14 protein-coding genes are annotated in these 21507 nt (G+C 44.3%); 7 read left to right on the plus strand and 7 right to left on the minus strand.

Annotated elements, in window-relative coordinates:
* Positions 1 to 212: 212 nt before the first annotated feature.
* The 3 genes from K9M52_RS04075 to K9M52_RS04085 form a co-directional block, all read right to left on the minus strand.
* Positions 213 to 2759: an Ig-like domain-containing protein gene (locus K9M52_RS04075; RefSeq protein WP_224070788.1), complete on the minus strand. Its 2547-nt coding sequence runs from the start codon at positions 2757 to 2759 to the stop codon at positions 213 to 215.
* 190 nt (positions 2760 to 2949) lie between these two features.
* Entirely contained in the window at positions 2950 to 4914 is a 1965-nt protein-coding gene (locus K9M52_RS04080; protein WP_224070789.1) for a RagB/SusD family nutrient uptake outer membrane protein, read from the minus strand.
* Positions 4915 to 4945: 31 nt separating this feature from the next.
* A complete protein-coding gene (locus K9M52_RS04085) occupies positions 4946 to 8281 on the minus strand; it encodes a SusC/RagA family TonB-linked outer membrane protein (protein WP_224070790.1) in 3336 nt (1111 codons plus the stop codon).
* 677 nt (positions 8282 to 8958) lie between these two features.
* Here K9M52_RS04085 and K9M52_RS04090 point away from each other — a divergent pair.
* Genes K9M52_RS04090 through K9M52_RS04100 form a run of 3 tightly spaced genes read left to right on the plus strand, consistent with a single transcriptional unit; the run spans position 8959 to position 11426 of the window.
* Positions 8959 to 9636 (plus strand): response regulator transcription factor, encoded by a 678-nt coding sequence (locus tag K9M52_RS04090; RefSeq protein ID WP_224070791.1) that lies wholly within the window; start codon positions 8959 to 8961, stop codon positions 9634 to 9636.
* Positions 9633 to 10919, plus strand: coding sequence for a sensor histidine kinase (locus K9M52_RS04095; RefSeq protein ID WP_224070792.1), 1287 nt, complete (start codon positions 9633 to 9635; stop codon positions 10917 to 10919). Before K9M52_RS04090 ends, K9M52_RS04095 begins: the two co-directional genes overlap by 4 nt.
* A gap of 60 nt (positions 10920 to 10979) precedes the next feature.
* The gene (locus K9M52_RS04100) at positions 10980 to 11426 is read left to right on the plus strand and encodes a PepSY-like domain-containing protein (protein WP_224070793.1); all 447 of its coding nucleotides are present in this window, start codon (positions 10980 to 10982) and stop codon (positions 11424 to 11426) included.
* Between the two features lie 99 nt (positions 11427 to 11525).
* On the opposite strand, the gene K9M52_RS04105 is transcribed toward K9M52_RS04100, so the two are convergent.
* Positions 11526 to 12110 carry a 5' nucleotidase, NT5C type gene (locus tag K9M52_RS04105; RefSeq protein ID WP_224070794.1) on the minus strand — a complete coding sequence of 195 codons (585 nt, stop codon included), beginning with the start codon at positions 12108 to 12110 and terminating at the stop codon, positions 11526 to 11528.
* A gap of 68 nt (positions 12111 to 12178) precedes the next feature.
* Between K9M52_RS04105 and K9M52_RS04110 the strand changes: the two genes are divergently transcribed.
* From K9M52_RS04110 to K9M52_RS04120, 3 genes are all read left to right on the plus strand, one after another.
* Complete coding sequence (locus K9M52_RS04110) at positions 12179 to 12928, plus strand: DeoR/GlpR family DNA-binding transcription regulator (RefSeq protein ID WP_224070795.1); 750 nt, start codon at positions 12179 to 12181, stop codon at positions 12926 to 12928.
* Between the two features lie 331 nt (positions 12929 to 13259).
* Entirely contained in the window at positions 13260 to 14858 is a 1599-nt protein-coding gene (locus tag K9M52_RS04115) for a glycoside hydrolase family 28 protein (RefSeq protein WP_224070796.1), read from the plus strand.
* Between the two features lie 30 nt (positions 14859 to 14888).
* Positions 14889 to 16007 carry a glycoside hydrolase family protein gene (locus tag K9M52_RS04120; RefSeq protein WP_224070797.1) on the plus strand — a complete coding sequence of 373 codons (1119 nt, stop codon included), beginning with the start codon at positions 14889 to 14891 and terminating at the stop codon, positions 16005 to 16007.
* Positions 16008 to 16027: 20 nt separating this feature from the next.
* Here K9M52_RS04120 and K9M52_RS04125 read toward each other — a convergent pair whose 3' ends face one another.
* Positions 16028 to 17011: a GlxA family transcriptional regulator gene (locus K9M52_RS04125; RefSeq protein ID WP_224070798.1), complete on the minus strand. Its 984-nt coding sequence runs from the start codon at positions 17009 to 17011 to the stop codon at positions 16028 to 16030.
* Between the two features lie 178 nt (positions 17012 to 17189).
* Between K9M52_RS04125 and K9M52_RS04130 the strand changes: the two genes are divergently transcribed.
* On the plus strand, positions 17190 to 18107 hold the full coding sequence (locus K9M52_RS04130; RefSeq protein WP_224070799.1) for an SRPBCC family protein: 918 nt from the start codon (positions 17190 to 17192) through the stop codon (positions 18105 to 18107).
* A gap of 55 nt (positions 18108 to 18162) precedes the next feature.
* Here the strand turns inward: K9M52_RS04130 and K9M52_RS04135 are convergent, their stop codons facing one another.
* Positions 18163 to 19314, minus strand: coding sequence for a hypothetical protein (locus tag K9M52_RS04135; RefSeq protein ID WP_224070800.1), 1152 nt, complete (start codon positions 19312 to 19314; stop codon positions 18163 to 18165).
* 24 nt (positions 19315 to 19338) lie between these two features.
* Positions 19339 to 21285, minus strand: coding sequence for a beta-N-acetylhexosaminidase (locus K9M52_RS04140; protein ID WP_224070801.1), 1947 nt, complete (start codon positions 21283 to 21285; stop codon positions 19339 to 19341).
* Between the last annotated feature and the right edge of the window lie 222 nt (positions 21286 to 21507).

A 21507-nucleotide genomic window follows, 5' to 3' on the forward strand; every position in this document is an offset into this window, starting at 1 on the left:
CCTTTTGACAGCAGCAATCGAGATCTATTATCTATTCATTAAAACAGGAAAAAAATTGCCGGATGCGTTTAAAAGGCGCCAATGGTCATACCCGACCGGCCTTTGGCGCCTTTTTATCCTTCTGCAAAATAATAATCTGTCAGCCATATACGTGTACAAAGAGGAAGAGGATAAATCCTACACCACGGGTAAGAGGCTGCCAGAGCGTTGAACTATTTACTTAAGTCAAAGCCGATTAAAATGTTCACCCTGCGCGTCATAGAACTTCCTTCACGATCTGTTACCGTAAAATCAAACCCGCCTAATGACAGCTTTGAAGACTGCTTTGTTGCCGGTGTAAACACCAATATACCGTTATGATCTACTGTTGCAGTCCCACCCTTCACGTTAGTCAATGTAAAGGCCGGTGCGTCGCTATAGCCTCTGGCCAGTTCTTTTAAGTCGATATGTAGCGGCTCTGCCTGCGCTGTTGAATAATGTTTATGTGCCATCCAGTCCAGGTATCCGTCCAGTTGGGTAAAGCCGTCCTTATCCGGATCGCCGTTGCTTTCAGTCAGATTCCCTTTTGCACCCTTAGGATCCAGTCCATGGATCGTCTCCCACCAGTCTGGCATACCGTCCTGATCTGTATCCCAACTGTCCGGGCGGTGAACCGTCGGATAATCTTCGTAACCGCCTGCGTCGGCCACTTTATCGGGGAATCCCTTTTTATGTGTAACGCTTCCCACCACAGAAGTAGTACCTGCCAGCGTCTCGCGGATGATCCGCTGATCATGCTCGTCTAAAACAGGTGCATTACAACCTACATCGGATAAAACGCTTTTATAAGCATCCACCGCAGACTGCGTCTCAATATAAGAAGGGAAAAAAGGCTTATCAACATACGTCGCATAGCTGCTGGTGTCTCCATTGCTGTGGCTTACTTTCCGGCCGTCTGCCTCGTTAGAAAGATCAAAGTGTCCCGGCATGACGTTTCCTGCAAAATAACAGCGTTGTGTGCCCTTGCCTACCCCTTCATGTTGGGCATTATAGGCGTAAAAGAAACTGGTTCCCGCACCGGGCTTATAATAATTACCCACAAAATTCACTTCATGTGCCCCTCCGTCAGTAGCGCGATGGCCCCAATTATAAACAACATTATTGGTGATATCCATTCTGCCACCATAATGCCCATCTACCAAACCACCGCCCAGGCTCCAGTTTCTGCCATAACAGTCGGCCAGTAAATTATGATGAAAGCTGCCGATATCTCCTCCGATCGTCGCAGCAAAACCATGCTCCTTACCTTTCGGATAATGGTCATGTCCGGCTGCATTCAACGCCTCAGAGATCAGTGTGCGTTGCAGGGTGATATTGTGTGCCCCTCTGGAACTAAAAGATTCATCAATGGTCCAGCTGATCGAACAGTGATCCACAATGCTGTTATTCGCACCCGTCAGTCCCATACCGTCAAAGGTAGGTCCGTCGCCCAGCCTGACCCGGACAAAACGGGCCACACAATCATTGCCTGTTATCCCAAAGGGGGCTGACCGGATACAGATCCCTTTGCCGGGTGCGGTCTGGCCTGCCACCGTTACGTTCGGTTGGCTGAGGACCAATCTGGATTTTAACGTTATCATACCCGCTACATTAAATATAATCGTCCGGGGACCAATATTATTAGTCACGGCCGCTCTTAAACTACCGGGGCCGTCATCATTTAAGTTGGTCACAAAAACGATCTTGCCGCCTCTTCCGCCGCGCGCAAACCGGCCATAGCCTTCGGCATCAGAAAATGCCAACTGCCTTGTTCTGAATTCCCATACATTTCCTTTTATGGTGCCCGAATCTGTTAGTTCATCCACACGCCAATAGTAAGTATCCATACTATAAAGATCAGAGACCGCATAGCTGTTTTGCGTTGCAGGCTGGTTGCCTTTAAAACAGGGAGAATCATGATCAGCAGCGGCCACTTTAACTGAGTCTGTTCCAAAATAAATATCGTGTGACCGGGCCGCTTGAGTCCCTTGCCATTGTAGCACATACCCATTTTGCCCGTTCGCCTCCACATGTTCATCTCTGTTAACAGGCGCCACAGCCATCGCCTGATCCGCCGGATTAACCCCGTCCAGCTGGAAACCATTAATGACGATTTTATGGTAAGCCCCAATTGTCTTGTTGTCAGCTACGAAACGGATCGTTACTATTTTATCTGCTTTAGCTTCTAATTGTAAAACCGCAGTTTTGCTATCAGTAATTTTGGAGGCACGTATAGAAGGGATCAGACCCGCCACCTTCTTTTGTCCATCCACGTAAATGTCAATGGGGCACTGCTCTCCGGCCTTCAGGTCATCAATGATATTGTGATAAGTAATCAGCGTATGCTTTCCGGGTTTTAGCCCCTTAATCTTCAATATAATTTCTTCTGGCTTTGCTGCATCTTTGCCACTGTTTTCATCACTGCTGAGCTCCAGCCCGTCGTCAGAAAACTTAGCTTTCTGAGGCCCTCTCACGCCCACTTTATACCAGGTGGCCGTTAACTTCCGGTCTGCGCCGGCGGCAACAATAAAGCTGATATGATCTTTCACTAATGTATCGGGCCCGCCATTGGTCACCTCCCAGGGGGTATATCCGAACTGTGTCACTTCAGCTGTTTTCCTCCCAAACATATTAAAGTCTACTTTCACGACAGAACGTTGTGGGCCTTGATGACAGCCTACCAGACCCATGCCCAGCAAGACTAATGCATAAGCACTATTTTTTACAAAGAATCTAAACATTTTTTTTGCATTATTAATTGAATACTTGCAGCAGGATTCAATAATTATTGCTGTAGGCTTTGGCTTTTAGCTAAAACAAACATTTCCGGCAAGGGAAGTATACCTCCCCGCCAGAAATGATTTGCAATTACGAAAACCAAAATCAAGAATAAACCGCTATTATTAAAAAACAACTTTATTATTTCTCCCTTTATTTTTGATAGTCAAAAGTTCCAGGCGCCCCTGAATAATCCATCCAGCCTTCAGTCTGCTCCAACCAGCTGTTCATACCAAGGACAGAGCTGGGAAGGCCGGAGATATAATAATTGGGCTTAAACTCAATCAGATTCGCATTTCCATTCACCTGATCCCATGGTTTATCCAGCGGCGTCATCACAAAATGCGCCTGGTATATTGCCTTCAGCTTATCTAATTGTTCCTTAAAATCCGCTGCATCCGGATCGATCAGTATATTTCTTTCTTCAGGTGTCAATGGATCAGCCTGCGGATCGCCTTTAGCCTGCCAGTAATATCCCTCACGCGCCGTTCCATTAATGGGCTTTAAACCAAGTTTCGTGACAGTATTACCACTTTTTGCTGTATTATCATACAGCATCCAGCGCTGCACATCCCAGAAACGCTTACCCTCATAAGCGAGTTCCACTCTTCTCTCATATAATACCGCTTCAATAGCCTGATACTTCGTAGACAGATTACCGACACCATAATTATTATCTTCGGGAATGCCCACTCTTGCCCGGATTTTACCGATATACTTGACCGCATTATTGATATCCCCGGTAGCCGCATAACATTCCGCGATATTCAGTAACAGTTCTGCATACCGGTATGCTATGATATTCGTTCCTGAAAATTCATATCCGGTGCTGTCTGCCTCTGGATCGGAGTTCTTCCGTACGATAGCAGGGCTATTCGTCTGATTACCTCCGTAGTAGTTAATCTTTCCCTTGTCGTCGTACCATCTGTAAAACCAGGTACTTTTGTTTTCATTTCCCTTTACGCCCCATTTCTCACCGGAGAATTCAAAGGTGCGGTAGAATCTGGGGTCCCTGTTTTCAAAGAAAAAGGTATCGACATATCCGTTTTCAGCCGTCGGACGCTTGCCATTAGCCAGCGGAAATAAATCCAGCATCTGCTTGGTAGCAGAAAGCCCGCCTGAGCCGCCATAACCCGTAGGCCGAAGCTGATCTTCCCAGCCGTTACCATAAGCACTGGATTCAGAAGTTTCCGTACTGAAAAGGAACACCATGATCGCTCCTTTATTGAAATCCGTATTGCCCTGCAAAGACATTTCAGACCAGTCTTTGGCACTGGAGCCATATAGCCCGTAACCCGCTGACGATAATTTAGTTTCTGCATCGAGGCCTGCCTTTAATGCATCTTGCCATTTTTTACTGGCTGGGTTATCCCAATCCTTATTAAATAACGGACTAGCGGCAGTCAGCAGGACCCTGCTTTTCATCGCCAATGCTGCCGCAGCGGTAAATTTCCCGTAGTTCGTACTTGGTTCATCCCAGATCATAGGTAAGAGCATCGCAGCTGAATCCAAATCGCTGACGATCTGGGCAAAACATTCAGAAGAGGTCGACCTGGGTGTCTGAATAGACACATCCGTTGTACTATTATTTTGAACCGTCGTTACAATCGGAACGCCTCCATAGATCCGTACCAGGTCAAAATATTGTAACGCCCTCAGGAAGTAGGCCTGCCCTTTAGCTGTTTTCTTAAAATCAGCAGATAAAGCGGCAGATACCGGATCGCCCATTTTTTCAATCAAGTCACTACAATAGCGGATGCGGGTATAGGGGTTATTTTTTACACTTGAAGATGTCTGGCCGTAATAGCTGTCCGCATCATTTGCAAACTGCAGGTCTCGGTTGGCGTCGATATACTTGGGTATCGTACCACCGATTTCTTCCGTCATATTGGACCGGTCGTTATTGTACAGCCCGACCACAGTTTTCAGCGGATTATTATAATCCGAAAAATAATAATTATACAGGCGGGCAATGTACCAGGAAGTCAATTCCTCGTTGGAGAATACCTGGTTCTCTCCATAATCATTATAAGGTTTCATATCTTCCAGAAATTGCTTGCTACAACCCGTAAAGGCCAGCAGTACAACAGTGGAAAGTAAATAGAATATTTTTTTCATGATATAAAGTCTATATTGGGAAATTTAGTTTTTAAAAGCCAACATTCACACCCAGTGCCCATGTACGAAGGGTTGGATAGCCTACATCTGCCGGGTCATACATGTTTCTGAATTTCTTCGGATAGGGGTTGTAAAAATCCCAGAGATTATTGCCTGAAATAAAGAAGCGGACGCTACTTAGCTTGGCCTTATTCACCAGCTTTGCGGGCATTGTATACCCGAGGCTCAGTGTTCTGACGTACATTCTAAAGGTGGGCAATAGGAAGAAATCAGAATTAGCACCGCCAAACTCTTCATAATAACCCATATTCGGATACTTGCCGTTCGGATTAGTGGTTTCGTCATACATATCGGTCAGATAGATCGGCTGAGACCACAATGCAGAAGTACTGGAGGTCGACTGACCGATGTAGTCCAGAAAGTTCGCGCCACCCCAGGAAGTAGAAAGTTGTGCTCTTAAAGAAAGGCTCTTCCATCCCACACTGATATTGGTAGAAATACCATAGGTCCGGTTGGATTTTCTAAGCTTTACAAAATCTTCTTTCTCCTGGATACGGCCATCAGGACCGGCAATGGTTTGATTATCCGCGTTCAGTACCCCACCGACATCTTCATAGACCAGCATACCTTTTTTCAGGCCAGATTTATCATCAATATCAAAAAATGCTGGCGCTGCTCCTTCCACACCAGAGTTGGCCGCATGCTGTGTTAGATAGTTCCAGTAATTGTCGATATCTGCATCTGTCCTTAAGATACCATCTCCGCCGGAAGTCTGCTTCCAGGTTCTATAGCCCCAAATGGGTTGAATTCCATAATTTTCCTGAGCCCTGCTGTCACTTACTTCTGAAGGATAGTCAAAGGGCAGATCATACATTTTCTTTACTTTATAGTTATTGAAACTTGTATTCATGCCAATGGAATAATTAAAATCTCCCTTCTGATCCCTCCAGGTAACGGACAGCTCAGTACCCCATGCGTTTACAGATGCGTAATTCTGTTCTGCAAAAGCTCCACCAACAGAGATCGGCGTATTGTTGGCCTTGGACATATCTGTCAACATATTGGTGGTCGAGTTAAAGTATTGATCAAATGTCACTGCTAGCCGGCTTTTTAAGAACTCCATATCCAGTCCAAAGTTGCGCTGCAAGGTCCTATCCCAATGTACGTCCCGGTTGGGAGATACGCCAGGGGTCAGGCCATGGACAAACATACCACCCTGTTCGCCGAATCCAAAGCCTTTATCCTGCTCTCCTTTATATAATTGGAGCCATCTCCAGGCCTTAATGTTATTATTACCTGTAATACCCCAGGAGGTACGGATTTTTAGGAAGTTCACCCAATTAATATGATCCTTAAAGAAATTTTCATCAGAGATCACCCAACCGGCAGACAGCCCCGGGAAGAAGCCCCAGTAGTTTTCCGGAGCAAATACCGTAGATGCATCCGTGCGGAACACGAAATCCAGCAGGTATTTATGTTTATAGTTATAGGTAGCGCGACCCAGATATGACAGGTTACCACTTTCATATTTATAGGTAATGGTATTGCTTGCATTCAAATCCCCTGCAGACACAGAAGTTCCGTTATAGGCACCAGGGATTGGATTTTCATAGATCTGATAGCGGTCCTCCAGGTAGTTGGTAGACTTCTCCACAGATACCATCGCTGAAATATTATGATCACCAAAACTTCTGTTATAGTTAATAAAGAAGTTCGACTGTTCATTTTTGGAAGTGGTATTGTCATAAGTCACACGGGAGTTTGCATCATTCAATTGATGCTTCCAGTGAGTGGTTTCTGAAAACAGATGTTGGCCCTCTTCAGTAATTTTATCCGCCTGGTACAGCAGTTGCGGCATCATGATCTGTTCGGTATTGCCCGACGCCTGGGACAGGCCGTAATTCAATTTAAAATTCAGGCCCGGAATAAAGGGCACATCATACTGTAAGGAGACATTTACGTTGTAATTGAAATTCTTTTTGATGGTCTTAGACCCGTTGTCCAGTAAGGCATAATAGTTCCAGTTCGTTAGAGACCGGTTGCCTCTTATGTTCCCCAGACGATGCGGGCCTAACGGAGGAGAAATGTATTGATCTTCCCCATCAATATTGTAAATCCAGGGAATATACTTTGGCATATGCAGCAGTACGCTGTAGTCATTTTGTTCACCGCCATTGGCATAACCGTCACTGAAATTGATCTTGGTAAAGGACTCTTCCACATTAGTATTGGAAGCAGCCAAGGTAGCGCCCAGGTGGAGGCCACTCATCAGTTTAATATCGGTACCTGCCCTGTAGGTCCAGCGTTTAAAGTCCTGATTACCCAGATTGGCGCCCTGGGTATAGTAGGAAGCGCCCATAAAGTACGTCGCGTTGTCTGATCCGCCGCTGATATCCAGTGAGTGTTGCATCGTACCCGCTGCTCTCCAGTCATTGCCCAGCCAATCATAGTCCAGCGTATCCATCATATTCAGTTCCTGTTCAGAATACAGATTCTTTTCTTCATAGCCATGCGCTTTTAGAAAACTATTGGCATACTCACCGTATTGTCTGGCATTCATTACCTTTCCATGACTTACGGCATCATTTCGTTCAAATTTACCACTGTAGCTCACTCTGGGTGCACCGGCTTTTCCGCGTTTTGTTTTAATGACGATGACACCCTGTGAGGCTCTTGATCCATAAATGGCCGCACTGGCATCCCTGAGTACGGTAATGCTTTCTATTTCTGAAAGATCCAGCTGGTTAAACCGGTCTAAAGAAGGAAGTCCCGTCTGTGGATCCAGTTGCAATACATCATCGATGACGATCAGGGGTGCCTCATTGCCGCCGTCTTTACCCCAGTTAAACTGCTGGCGGATGCTGACGGTCGCCAGTGTACCCGGCCTTTGCGCCCCGCCTGATACATTCAGACCGGGGATCTGCCCACGCAGCATTTCACTGATGGACGCGACCGGCATATCCTCAATTTGCTTCAGATCCACGGTCGCCATGGACCCCGTGATATCTCTCTTGTTTTGCGTACCATAACCCACAACGACGACGTCGTTCAATTCTGCAGAAACCGTTGAATCCATCTTGACCGTAATAAATGTCTGGTCTCCTACCGGTACCTGCACTCGTTTGTATCCTATGTAGGATACCACCAGTATAGAGTCTGTCGGCAAAAGTTTAATGGAAAAGGTGCCGTCAGCTTTAGAACTCACGTTACTTGGTCTCCCCTTGGCGCTGATAATGGCACCGGGCAAATGTTCTCCTGATTTACCATCTACGACGACACCGTCGACGGTTCTCTCCTGTGCAAACAAGGCGGTGCAGCACAAAGACAGCAAGAGGAAAAAAGCCAATCTCATTTTTTGTCTACCCATTTTTTACTTTTTTTTCTAAGCAGTGAATAAATGAATGCATTTTAAATTATGTGATAATTGAAATTGATTGAAAGTGTATGTTTAGGATTCCTATTTTGTTGTATGAACAACTGTAAAAACAGACAACAGCAGGTTCACACAAACATTTCGTTAACATTTTATCACTTCCCAAATCACCATTTGATAATGAAATAATAATTTATACGTCAAAGATAAATTCATATATAAAAAATAAATTACAGATTATTTACATTATTTTATACAATATTTTCATTTATTAGCATTTTTTTTAAATGACGGTTCATTTCGCGGGAATCTTACTTAAAAGCTGACCATTGTTCATTAGTCAATTTTATTGATTTAATTACTAAATAATTACACTATATAATTTATATACATATAAATAGCTAACCTATTAACAGTGAGGCGCTAAGCGTCTTAATTTCCTGGCTGATCTCAAGCAAACTCGGATTTTATTCAGAAATCATTAACAGTCAATCTAATAATATCAAAAATATCCGCATTATATCTATATAAGCAGATTTCTTTTCAAATCTGGCTTTGCGCACTACGGTTTAGCAAAAAAGCGTTTATCCAAATATCCGCGGCGTAGATTCCAGCGTATGAGGTCTGCCGGATTCCAGATTCTTTCCAGAATATTCTGGTATTTTTGGTACATGAAAATTCTTGTAATTGAAGATGAACCTGATCTGCTTCAGGCAGTTAAGACTTCTCTTGAAAAGGAAGCGTATACGGTGGAGACAGCTAAAGATTTTGAGGCAGCTCTGGAAAAAATCAGCATTTATGAATATGATTGTGTATTACTGGATATTATGTTGCCGGGAGGTAATGGTTTAGCATTACTGCAGGAGTTGAAAGCCGCCGGTAAATCAGAAAATGTCATCATTGTCTCTGCCAAGGATTCTCTGGATGATAAAATTAAAGGGCTTGAACTGGGCGCAGACGATTATCTTACCAAACCCTTTCATATAGCGGAACTCAATGCACGTGTAAAGGCCGTATTGCGGCGAAAAAAAATGGGTGGCAAAGAGAGCCTGGACGTAGGTAATGTTCAACTCTATTTAAACGACAGGCAGGTATTAATAGACGGAATCAGCTTAAACCTGAACCGCAAAGAATTTGACCTTTTAAACTATCTTCTACTTAATAAAGACCGTCTGATCACCAAAGAAGCCTTGGCAGAGCATGTGTGGGGAGACAATATAGATCAGGCTGACAATTTTGATTTTATTTATTATCAGATCAAAAATCTCAGAAAGAAACTGCAAACAACTGAAGCGCAAATTGAGATTCAGGCAGTATACGGCGTAGGATATAAATTGATCGCCCTATGAAACTACAAAATCAGTCTTTAAAATACCTATCTATCTCTATATTCCTGATCATCGGTATCTGGGCAGCTATTTTCTATTACATCATACAGGATGAAATCCATGACAGCCTGGACGGCAGTCTCAGCAATCAGAAAATGCAGATTATCCGGCAAAAAACGTTGGATACGTCCCGCGATCAAATACTCCGCAGGGAAGGCAATTATTTTATCAGAGAAGTTTCAAAAAACGAAGCATTTGCCGTTTTCGACAGCTATACCGACACGTCCATCTATATACCTGCCAATAAAGAACAGGAGCCGATGCGTATGCTCTCTACCGCTTTCCAGGCAGGTGATCATTTTTATACATTAAAAGTCTGGTCTTCTGTTGTTGAAGAGGATGACCTTATAAAGGATCTTTTCTGGGCAATGGTTTGGCTATATGTCGTATTAATTGTCAGCGTTATTATCATCAATAATTTTGCACTTAAAAGACTGTGGCGCCCTTTTTACCAGATACTGGGACAGTTAAAGGCTTACCGGATTGAAAAAAACGAACCCCTTGCTGCTTTAGAAACCAGAACAGCAGAGTTTGCAGAGTTAAAAAAGGCCGCAGATTCGCTGACAGAACATGCCAGAGAGGTATTTAACAGTCAAAAGCAATTTACAGAAAACGCCGCCCATGAACTACTGACGCCTCTTGCAGTCCTCACCAATAAAATCGAATTGATGCTGGAAAAAGGGGACTTAGATGAACATACAGCGGTAGAGCTAACAGATATTTTAAGTATCATACATCAATTAAAGCAACTCAATAAATCTCTGCTGCTGTTAAGTAAAATCGAGAATAAGCAATTCATTGAAAACAAAAAAATATCCTTAGGGCAACTCTGTCATGAGGTACTGGAAAACCTGGAGCCCTATGCAACATATAAAAATGTTCAGGTGCGTTTTCAGCAGCAGCAGGCCGTCGAAATCGACATGAATTCTATCCTGGCTCATGTGTTGGTCACAAATCTGATCAAAAATGCTATTTTTCATAATAAAGCGTCCGGGCAGGTAAGTATAACGCTAACCGCCAACCGCTTAACGATAGCCAATTCAGGCGCCACTGCACCTCTGGACAGTAAGGCCGTTTTTAAGCGCTTTTTTAAGGGAAGCACCTCCCATAGAAGCACCGGGCTGGGGCTTTCTATTGTAGCTGCAATAGTGAAAGTGTACCAATTGACGATCCGTTATTACTACGCCGATGAGATGCATCATTTTGAAGTAGACTTTAACAATTCAGGCCGGTCTCCCGGTTAGGATTCCCAATTGTTTCCAGAATCCCTTTCTAGCTTTGCATTATAAACAAAACGAAAAAGCATGAAAAGTATGATTTTAACGATGGCAGTGGGCCTATTATTATCCGCAGGCAATCTTCTGGCGCAGGACATCCCACACAGTCACGTACCTTCCGTCATCGTCAACAAATTTTCCGCGCAATTTCCAAAAGCCAGGGACATTGACTGGGAACAGAAAGGCGAACTCTATAACGTTGAGTTTGAATTAGGGCGTAATGTGGATCATGAGATCTGGTATGATAAGAACGGCCAGATCGTTAAGCACAAAGAGGAGATTAATAAAAGCAGTTTGCCTGCCGGCGTCACGTCAACACTGCAACGGGATTTTAAGGGTTACAGAGTGGATGACATAGAAAAAATAACAGAAGGCACTGCCGTTACCTATAAAATGGAGCTTGATTCTTTTACCAAAGACTGGAATATCATCATGGATGCGCGAGGTAAGATTCTGCAACAAAATGCAGACTGATCCTGCCGATCATTCACAATACAAAAACCTCTAAGAACCGGATGCCCGAACTGCATTCCGTCTTGGAGGTTTTATTTTATATGGCTTTTAAAAAATGAATTAATTATCTTTTACCAGATTTAACGCCTTATTTTCCGCCTGCTCTTCTGCAAACCAATCCAGGACTTCCGACCAGGCCCGCACCCTGAAATGATGATTGAGTTGTGTATTATGATAGGCATGAAACATGAGGGTCTTACCTTTAAATACATCCAGATTCTTGCAATAGTCGTCAATCATGTAATCCGTGTTAATGATGCTTTTATCCCCGCAAAGAACAATATGGCGCCAGTCAATAAAAGGAAAATATTCTTGCAGCCACTCATATTTCTCATACAGGGACAGTGGAAATTCCGTGGCAGCAGATACCACATATACTTCATAATCCTCCATCAGTTTTTTAACCGCAGCAATGGCACCCGGCATGACTTCGAGATTTCTGAAAAAACCAGGTGTATTCACAATGCGCCGCTCAACTTTATCTTCAGGAAAAGCTTCCGCGCCAGATAAACCCTGGATGCCCTCCAGCGTGACGGCCGCACCGTATTGTTCATTATAAAACTTAACTAACTGAGGTTCAACATTCGCGAGCACTCCGTCCATATCGATGGCGATGGTCTTACGCCGGTTTTCTTTTGTATTCATAGAACGAATATAGTAACAAAATTGCATTAAATTGCATATTATAGCATTTTTTTGCATAATATTGCATCATGATAAAAGAAGAAAGGCTGAATATCATCCTTAACCTGCTTACCAAAGAGCAGAAGGTTTTGCTTTCTGAACTCAGTGGCAAACTGAGCGTATCAGAAGATACTATCAGAAGAGATATAAAAACGTTGTCAGAGCGAGGTTTATTAAAAGCGGTCAGGGGCGGAGCCGTCCCCCACTCTTCCGTACCACGTCACTATAGAGCCAGGGAGCATTATGATGAGGCATCCAAGGACATAATCGCTATGAAAGCTTTGTCATTTATGGAAAATGACCAGGTCATCCTTTTTGACGGAGGCACATCTACGCTCGCAGTTGCTGCTCATATACCGCGGGACCTGCAAATAACCGTTATCACCAACAGTTTTCCTATTGCCAATATATTAGAAGATCACCCGACCGCAGAAGTCATATTTGCCGGAGGGCGGCTCAACAAAACGGCCTACACAACAATGGGCGTCAGCACTTTGAATACTTTTCGTACGATTCGGGCAGACATCTGCTTTTTTGGAATTTGCAGTATACATCCGACGCTGGGCGTAACCACTAAAAACTATGAAGAGGCACAGCTTAAAAGGGCCATGATAGACATGTCTAAACGAACCATTGCTTTGGCCACCTACGAAAAAATCAATAAGGCAGATTCTTATTTTATTTGTCCTGTGACGGATATCGACACGATTATTACCAATACATCTCCGGATCATGCTGATTTAGCTGCATTTGAGCAGGCGGGCGTTCACCTGCTTTAAAATTAGCTAAAAAAATGCGGCTTGAGGAGAGCAGGACAGTACAGGACAGTCAACAATAGCAATTTAATATCTTTACTTTCACATTATTCATCAAACCAGACCATAACAAGCCCCCTGTTATGGTCTGGTTAGTGTTCATGTCCTGTACATGCTATACATCTGTATAGGCTTACAGGCTATGAGAGAAAAAAGCAATTTCCTAATTTATCATCATCAACTAACTTCCTGAAGCGTGACGAAGGAGGGGTCAATTTTTTTTATTATGCCTTTTCAATTTTCTAAGGGGGTAGCAAAAAATCCAGCCAAATTTAGTAGTGCTCAAAGCGCTGTTATGGGAATACTTCCTATCTGTGTTTTACTGTTTTTTTCCTCCTGCCATTTTTCCGGAACCTCTAAAGTCAATCAGGCAGCACTGGCTCATATGCCAGACTCGTCCAAGGTAGGAGCTGCGCATCTGCCGCCAGAAATTGCACCGGTTAACGCGCCGTTCAAGACGCGTGATTTTCAAAAACCAATCTTTCCGAAAGACACGGTCAATATAATGGCCAATGGCGCCATTGCAGGCAAAAAGGCTACTGAAGCCATACAAAAGTCTATTGATGAGATAAGTGTCAAGGGTGGTGGTACAGTGATCATTCCCGACGGTAAATGGTTCACGGGCCGCATCAGCCTCAAAAGCAATGTCAACTTGCATCTAAATGATCACTCCGAACTATATTTTAGTGGCGATGTAGAAGATTATCAACCTGCTGTCTTCACGCGAAGTGAGGGGATTGAAGTCATGTCCCTGGGCGCATGCATATATGCCAACGGTCAAGATAATATCGCTGTAACGGGAAAAGGGAAAATATTTGGCCCGGAAAAGGGCGGTACGGTAAGATCGCAGGTAATGGATTCAGTTGTCATAGAAAACTTCGTTTCCTATAAAACCCCTGTGGAGAAAAGAGTCTATGATGGCCGTAACGGAGGCTATATCTTCTTACCGATGCTCATTTCTCCTGTTAATTGCACGAATGTCTATATAGAAGGCGTTTCGCTGGCCAACACTGCCTTCTGGAACATTGTCCCAATCTACTGTGACGGTGTCATCATTCGGGGTGTTACGGTGAATTCCATTGGCATTCCCCGGGGAGACGGCATGGACATTGAGTCTTCCAAAAATGTTTTAGTTGAATACTGTACGCTTAGTTGCGGCGATGACTGCTTTACACTTAAATCAGGGCGCGGAGAAGATGGCCTTCGGGTCGGCAAGGCAACAGAGAATGTCGTTATCAGGTACTGCCTGGCCAGACAGGGTCATGGCGGCGTAACCTGCGGCAGTGAAACAGCGGGCATGATCAGAAACCTATATGTCAACAACTGCGTATTTGATAAAACCAATGTAGGGATTCGCTTCAAAACCCGGCGCCCGAGAGGCGGTGGCGGCGAAAATCTCTTTTATGAAAATATTCGCATGAATCAAACCGGCAAAGCCTTCCAGTGGGATATGCTGGGTGGCCGGCAATATGTAGGCGACCTTGCCGACAGGCTGCCGGCAAGGCCCGTTAACCCGCTCACCCCGGTCTTTAGAAAAATTTCCATGAAAAACATCATTATCCGGAATTCCGAGTGGTTTGCCAAGATAACAGCTATCCCGGAAAGCCCGCTGTCAGATGTAACCATGGAAAACATGCAGGTAAAAACAGAGAACTTTTTTAAAGCTGCAGATCTAAATAGATTTACTTTGAAAAACGCTGTCATCACTACCGCTGATTCTTCCATCACTTTACTGGACGCGCGCCATGTAACTTTCGACAACGTTGATTTTAAGGTCCCCGGCCAGACCTTAACAATGAATATATCGGGCCCCGATTCAAAAGATATTCTTTTTCAAAACTGCAGTCCGGAGAAACCAGCTGGCTGGAAAACGAATACCTGGGCAGGTAACTAAAATAAATATTCACCCGTAAAACCAGGAGAAATGGCAATAAGAGGTTTTTATACCCGTCTGTTTATCGCGACCGCTTTAACGATCCCTTTTTCATTTATACCGAGTTCAAGTCAGGCGCAAAAGACCACCGGTACTACGAGCGCCAGTCCTCAGCACTTACCGACAACACTGAAGCTGATCAGTGCACATCAGGGTCCCGTCATTGATGCACGAAACACCGATGTTATCTCCAGCGGTAATCACTCGGGATTTGAAACCGGGCAAGTAATCAAGATCGGCGGAACATATCATATGTTTATCAATGAGATGTTTCAGCGACCACATAGGGATATGCGCATTGCTTACTGGACAAGTCAGGATGCCATTCACTGGAAACGGCAATCGACCATTGTAAACAGCATTCCGGGCAGAACAGCCACCAACCCGCGGTCGGAAGTCTGGGTCACGGGTGTTGAATACAATCATGATGAAGATGCATGGAATATTTTTTATGTTGCCTACAGGGCCGGAGATCAGGCGAAGGGAGAGATTGCCGGCAATGATTATGCAGGCAGAATCTGGAGAGCGAAGTCCGTTGTAAATGGCCCAAACGGCATCGCAGGCCCTTATGCGGATATGGGTATTGTCATGGAACCCGATCAAAACAGCCAGCAGTGGGAAGGGCAACAGGCAGTTGCTTGCTTTAACCCTTATAAGGTCGGCAATACCTGGTTTGCCATGTATGATGGCCATAACCACACACCCAGAGGGCCATGGCCTACCGGTATGGCCTTTGCACACAAACTTGAAGGTCCCTGGACAAGAATGCCGGAAGGTTTTAATCCCATTGGAGTGGCAAAGGAGTTTATGGAAAATGAAGTGGTTTCCAGGTTAAAAGATGGCCGCTATTTAATGGTCTTTGATTCTTTCGGAGATCAGGAGATCGGATATAGTATATCTGATGACGGCATCCACTGGAGGGACGAAAAGCGGATCAAAGTGCAGGTTAAAGGCGACTTATGGGCGGAAAAAGGTGATCACTCCACCCGTACGCCCTTATGCGCCATTCAGGAAGCAGACGGTACATTTACAGTGATCTATACGGCCATGACTATGCGCAATAATAAAAAGTTCTTTGCCGTAGGTCAGTGTAAGCTTGCTTGGGAATAACCGTTCAACGGAAATGAAATCTATATAGCAGCCTGCTTATTATACTTCAGCTTATAATCCAGGGGAGATAATCCGGTCATTTTCCTGAACACTTCCCTAAAAGCTTTGGTATCGGCATACCCTACTTCATACATGACCTCATGGATATTCTTGGGTGTTGTCTCCAGGGCCTTCTTCGCTGATTCAACCCGGACACGCTGGAGGTATTCCACGGGCGTATTGCCAGTGGCTTTAATGAAACGCCGGTCAAAGTTTCGCCGGCCAACAGCAAATTTCCGGGAAAGATCTGAAAAAGAGATCTTCTCCGCATAATTGTCTTCTATGTATACCTGAACATTTTTTACGACAGAATCTTCATGAAATTTCTGTCCTGTAAAGATGGAAAACGTGGATTGAGAATTTCTGTCTATTTCAATCTGGAATATTTTGGCACACAGGATCGCCGTCTCCCGGTCATAATATTTCTCAATCAAATAGATGATCAGATTTAGAAAGGAATAGGCACCTCCATTGGTATAAATACCTTTTTCATCTGTGATAACCTGGTCAATCTGCAGATGCACTTGAGGAAACATCTTGCTGAAGCTGTCGGCTGCTGCCCAATGGGTCGAACAGGTTTTGCCATCCAGCAAACCGGATGCAGCCAGTAAAAAAGCACCGGTGCAAATCGAAGCGACTTCAGCGCCTCCATTAAACATGTCAGCGACCCAGTCAATTAATGGCTGGTTACATTTTACTGTCTCTACATAATTATGATTCAGAGAAGGGATGAGAATCAGATCCGTTGCAGCAATTTCAAAAATATCTTTCTGTGGCCTGACAGCAAATAGTCCTTCATAAAAGCATACTTCCTTTGACAGGCCGGCTAACTCTATCTTAAACGGGGCTTCTTTCCCACGTTCCTTCCACAAGCTATTCGCTCTGGAAAAGATTTTATAGGGGCCAACAATACTGCTCAAATTATTCCCTTCTCCATTGGGTACCAAAATAGTCAAATGTTTCATTGCACATCCTTTTTCCAAAGGTACGGCATTTATCTGTCCAAATCGCCCCCTAACAAAGTCCATTTTGCACCCTTAGTAACTACAGAACTGTTTTTATTTTTGTATTGCCAACGTCGTAATGGGCTACTTATCACGGCTGGCCTATGAATCACTTTTTTAACTACCTAAAATTCAAATTATGAAAAATCAGGATTTTACAACCCGTTTCTCTGTAGATCAGACCCCAAAAGAAGTTTTCAATGCGATTAACAATGTCCGCGGCTGGTGGTCAGAAAATATCGAAGGAGATACAGACAAGCTTAACAGTGAGTTCAAATACCACTATCAGGATGTCCATCGTGCACAGATGAAAATAACGGAACTGATCCCTGACCAAAAAATCGTCTGGCATGTGCAGCAAAACCATTTTAAATTTACTCAAGATCAAAAAGAATGGACCGGGACTGATATCGTCTTTGACATTTATGAGAAACAGGGCAAAACGATCGTAGATTTCACACACAAAGGCCTGGTTCCGGCTTATGAGTGTTTTGATCTTTGTAAGGATGCCTGGACACATTACATCCAGGGAAGTTTAAAAGAGCTAATCACCAGTGGCAAAGGGAGCCCTACCCCCAAAGAAAATGACGTTTCCGCCCAGCCGGCTGCAACGCCGTCCCGCACTTCAATCAGTATTTGTCACCGACTTCGTATTGACGTTCCGGTAGAGACCGTTTTCAACGCCGTCACCACTCAGGAAGGATTGTCGGCATGGTGGACACCGGACACAAAAGCCCGGCCAGAGGTCGGCAGTATGCTGAGATTTGGCTTCGGTCCCGACTATTTTAAGGAACTACGGGTCGAAGAACTGCATCACTATGATAAAGTAAAATGGCTGTGTCTGAAGGCCCAGGAAGAATGGATCGGCACGACAATTTCTTTCGATATGGAGCCTCATCCAAAAGGTACTGTATTAAATTTTCATCATGACAACTGGAAAGCCTACACCCATGAATTTGCCGGTTGTAGCTATGCCTGGGCCTTGTTCCTCAGAAGTCTGAAATTGTTGTGCGAGACAGGTAAAGGCTTGCCCTATCCTGAGTTCGATAAACAGTGAGCAAAATCCGGGTGATCTTGAATATCCCCTATTTAAAGTCACCCGGATTTTTAAATTAATGGACCCGCTCAAAGGCTATCTGAGAACTACCCACCCATTTATATTTACATAGTGTGGTCTGCTGTTGGCCATCGCTGGATTTTCCATTGTGAGAAATGTAAAAATAGCCGTCTCCCAAAGGGAATAACCCTGTAGAGCCCCATTTAAAATACCATCCGTAAATACCGGTTCTGGCATCATGCATTCCACCATTCAGCAGTGAAAGGAATTTGACACGTTGTATTTTATTATCCGAATGAACAGCTCCTTTCTTAGGCTTTGTATGTCCGTCAATCACAAACAGATTGTAATTAGGGTTACCGGCCTTGCTGCCCGCGTATACAGCCGCAAAGAAATTGCCTGTAGACGGATCATAGGCTAAATTCTGAATACCGTAATTGGTATTCCCGGTCTTTACAAAATACTGATCCAATGGCTTATCCGGCCCGGAGCGGTGCGGGCTACTTTGTGTCAGCTGCTTTCCATACCGGTTCCACCAGTTCGTATAATCAAACTTTAACAAGACCTGATTGTCATTGTCGTCCCTGGCCGTATCTCCATAAATCCCATAGGCGACATACAGATACTTTTTACCCCCTTCAGGGCTGCCGATAGACGGTGCCAATGTGACGCCATCTATACCGGAGCAGCCAAAGCGGTGCTGAACAGTACCCGAATGCAATTTAACCTTAGCTGTATAATCCTCTGCCACAGATTTCAAATTTACAGTGCGAAGCACCTGGCCGTCGGAAGCGTTGATATTAAGTTTAGTTATCTGTTTTGTATCGAAAATAGCGATGTAAAAATTGACAGTTCCCGTCGATTTCACGCCAAGCTTTTTGCGGATTCCGTTTCCTATGGCATCATCTTTATATTCCAGGGACCCATATATTTTTCCCGTCTGGTCATCGAAGGAGAGATCACCTAAATGTCCCACAAGTCCGGTAACACTGCCCACCATATGTCCTTCCATATCGAGTTTGATCAATTTATCCGTAAAAGAAAGGTAAACAAAGCCATTTGCCTGGTCAACTGCCATACCCTGTACATGAAAATCGCCCTGTTTGCCAGAATAGAGGCTATCTGGTAATATTGAAGCACGATATTTTTGTGCCATGGAGGCCAGACAAAATGATTGAAATAACAGTATCCATATTACTAGTTTCATAAAAAGCATCCGCAGTTTAAAGGATCAATAACTATTTTTACTTCTTTTTCTCAGGTCCTTGGTCGTAATGGTGATCAACCGCCCGATTGGCTTCCCCTCCCGGTAACTGATCACCCGTAGCATGGCTGCGTCTTTAGGCATATTGAATGGCTCATCATATTTTGGATAGAAATTATCCGGAAATGAATTATCCACACTATAATACAAATCAATATTATTGAGTTCCTTAGACAGTGTAATCTTAAGCGTACTGTCTGCATTCAGCGTCACGGCGATATCCGGATCATACATACTTCTTGCATATTTTACGCTGTCGGCATCCAGTCTTGGAAATTGCGCTTCTACTCTTTCCACAAAAGAAGTCCAGTCCCTGCTGTCCTTCGGGGACCACAGGGCTTCTGCAATAGCAAACGCCCGAGGCCAGGTCATATACTGCGCGTGCCGGATATTATAGAGTTGTTCTGCCCACAGGTTCGCCTGTCCACCTTTAATATATCTGGCATCTGCACCTGCCGGAACCGGGTCGAACTCATAGGCTTTCTTTAACCGCAGGGAAGCGTATACCCTGGGTTCAATCGCCGGATCGCCTTGCATATAATCCAAGTAAGCATAAGTAGTCGGGCTCATAATCACATCATGATGCATCTGCGAAGCCTTAATGCCTCCTTTCTCTCCTCTCCAGCTCATGATCGTCGCATTCGGGGCAACACCTCCTTCCAGTATCTCATCCCACCCGATCACTTTTTTCCCTTTGGACTCAACGATCTTTTCTACCCTTTTCTCAAAATAGCTTTGTACTTCGTCCATATTTTTTAAATCTTCCCGCTTCATAAGAGCCTTAATAGCCGGATTGATTTTCCAGAAGGTCTTGGCACATTCATCTCCTCCTATATGAATATAAGGAAACGGGAATAAGGCAGCGACTTCGGCAAAGACCGTATCCAGGAATTCATATACTCTGGGATTGGCCGGACAAAGCGTATTGTCATAATGGGCTACAATGCCACTGTCTGTCCAGTCCATAAAGCCTTTTTCGCCTGACCTGACATGATATTTATCGGCTCCCGGTGTACAAGAGAGCTCAGGATAAGAAGCGATCGCCGCCATGCTATGCCCAGGCATGTCCAGCTCAGGTAAAATGTTGACAAAATGCGCTTTCGCATATGCAATCACCTCCTTGATATCTTGCTGCGTATAGAACCCGCCATAATCGTATTTATCCTCAGGTGTGACGGGAGAAAACGTTCCAAAGTATCCCGTTTTCTTCACATTCCAGGCACCTACACTGGTAAGTCTGGGATAGGCTTTGATCTGTAACCGCCAACCCTCATCATCTGTCAGATGCCAGTGAAACATATTATATTTATAACGGGACATCTCGTCGATATAGTCCATCACCTCCTGCTTGGTAAAAAAATGTCTGGCGACATCCAACATGAGTCCACGCCAGGCGAATCTCGGATAGTCCGTAATGACCGCACAGGGAATATCTATTCCCTTATGGGCTTCGTTACCCATAGCGCCGCTCGCCGGCATCATCTGCATTAAAGTCTGGATGCCATAATATAATCCAGCCGGCTTATTGGCCATAATGCTTATCCCCTTTGGCGCCACAGTCAGCCTATACCCTTCCTCTTTTAGTTCTGCATCCGGCCGTTCGAGGAGTATAAATTTTACATTAGCCCGGTCCTGTTCTGCTTCTTTAATCTGTATTGCTGCACCGATTTTCGCCATCCTGGCTTTAAATTCCTTTTTTACGTACTGTAGCCCTTCATGGGTCTTTGTCTTGCCATAATACACATGAATATCTGCGGGGAGCAGATAATTGCCCGATTGCCTGCTGACAGACACCGGTTCGGGAATGACTTTGATAGCTGTATCTTTATTTTGTTGTGCTGCCAAAGCATTACAACAAAAAAATCCTATGAAGGCTGCCGCCATCAAGGGCAGCAAATTCAACTTTTTAATCATTTTAATTTATTTAGGATAGTACAAACGATTCTAAAAACGACCTGACCACAGACTGCTGTTTGTTTCGATTCAAACAATCCGCTCACAATTGCCCATCGGTACAGACTTACATCAATTCGGTCTGTAAGATAGTAAAAAATCTATTCTAAACACATGGGAAGAGAAATTGATCCTCGCAGCGCATTCAGAGAATTTAAATTTTAAATAAAAAAATTTCTCCAT

This window comes from Arachidicoccus terrestris (genome assembly GCF_020042345.1).
Classification (GTDB): Bacteria; Bacteroidota; Bacteroidia; order Chitinophagales; family Chitinophagaceae; genus Arachidicoccus; species Arachidicoccus terrestris.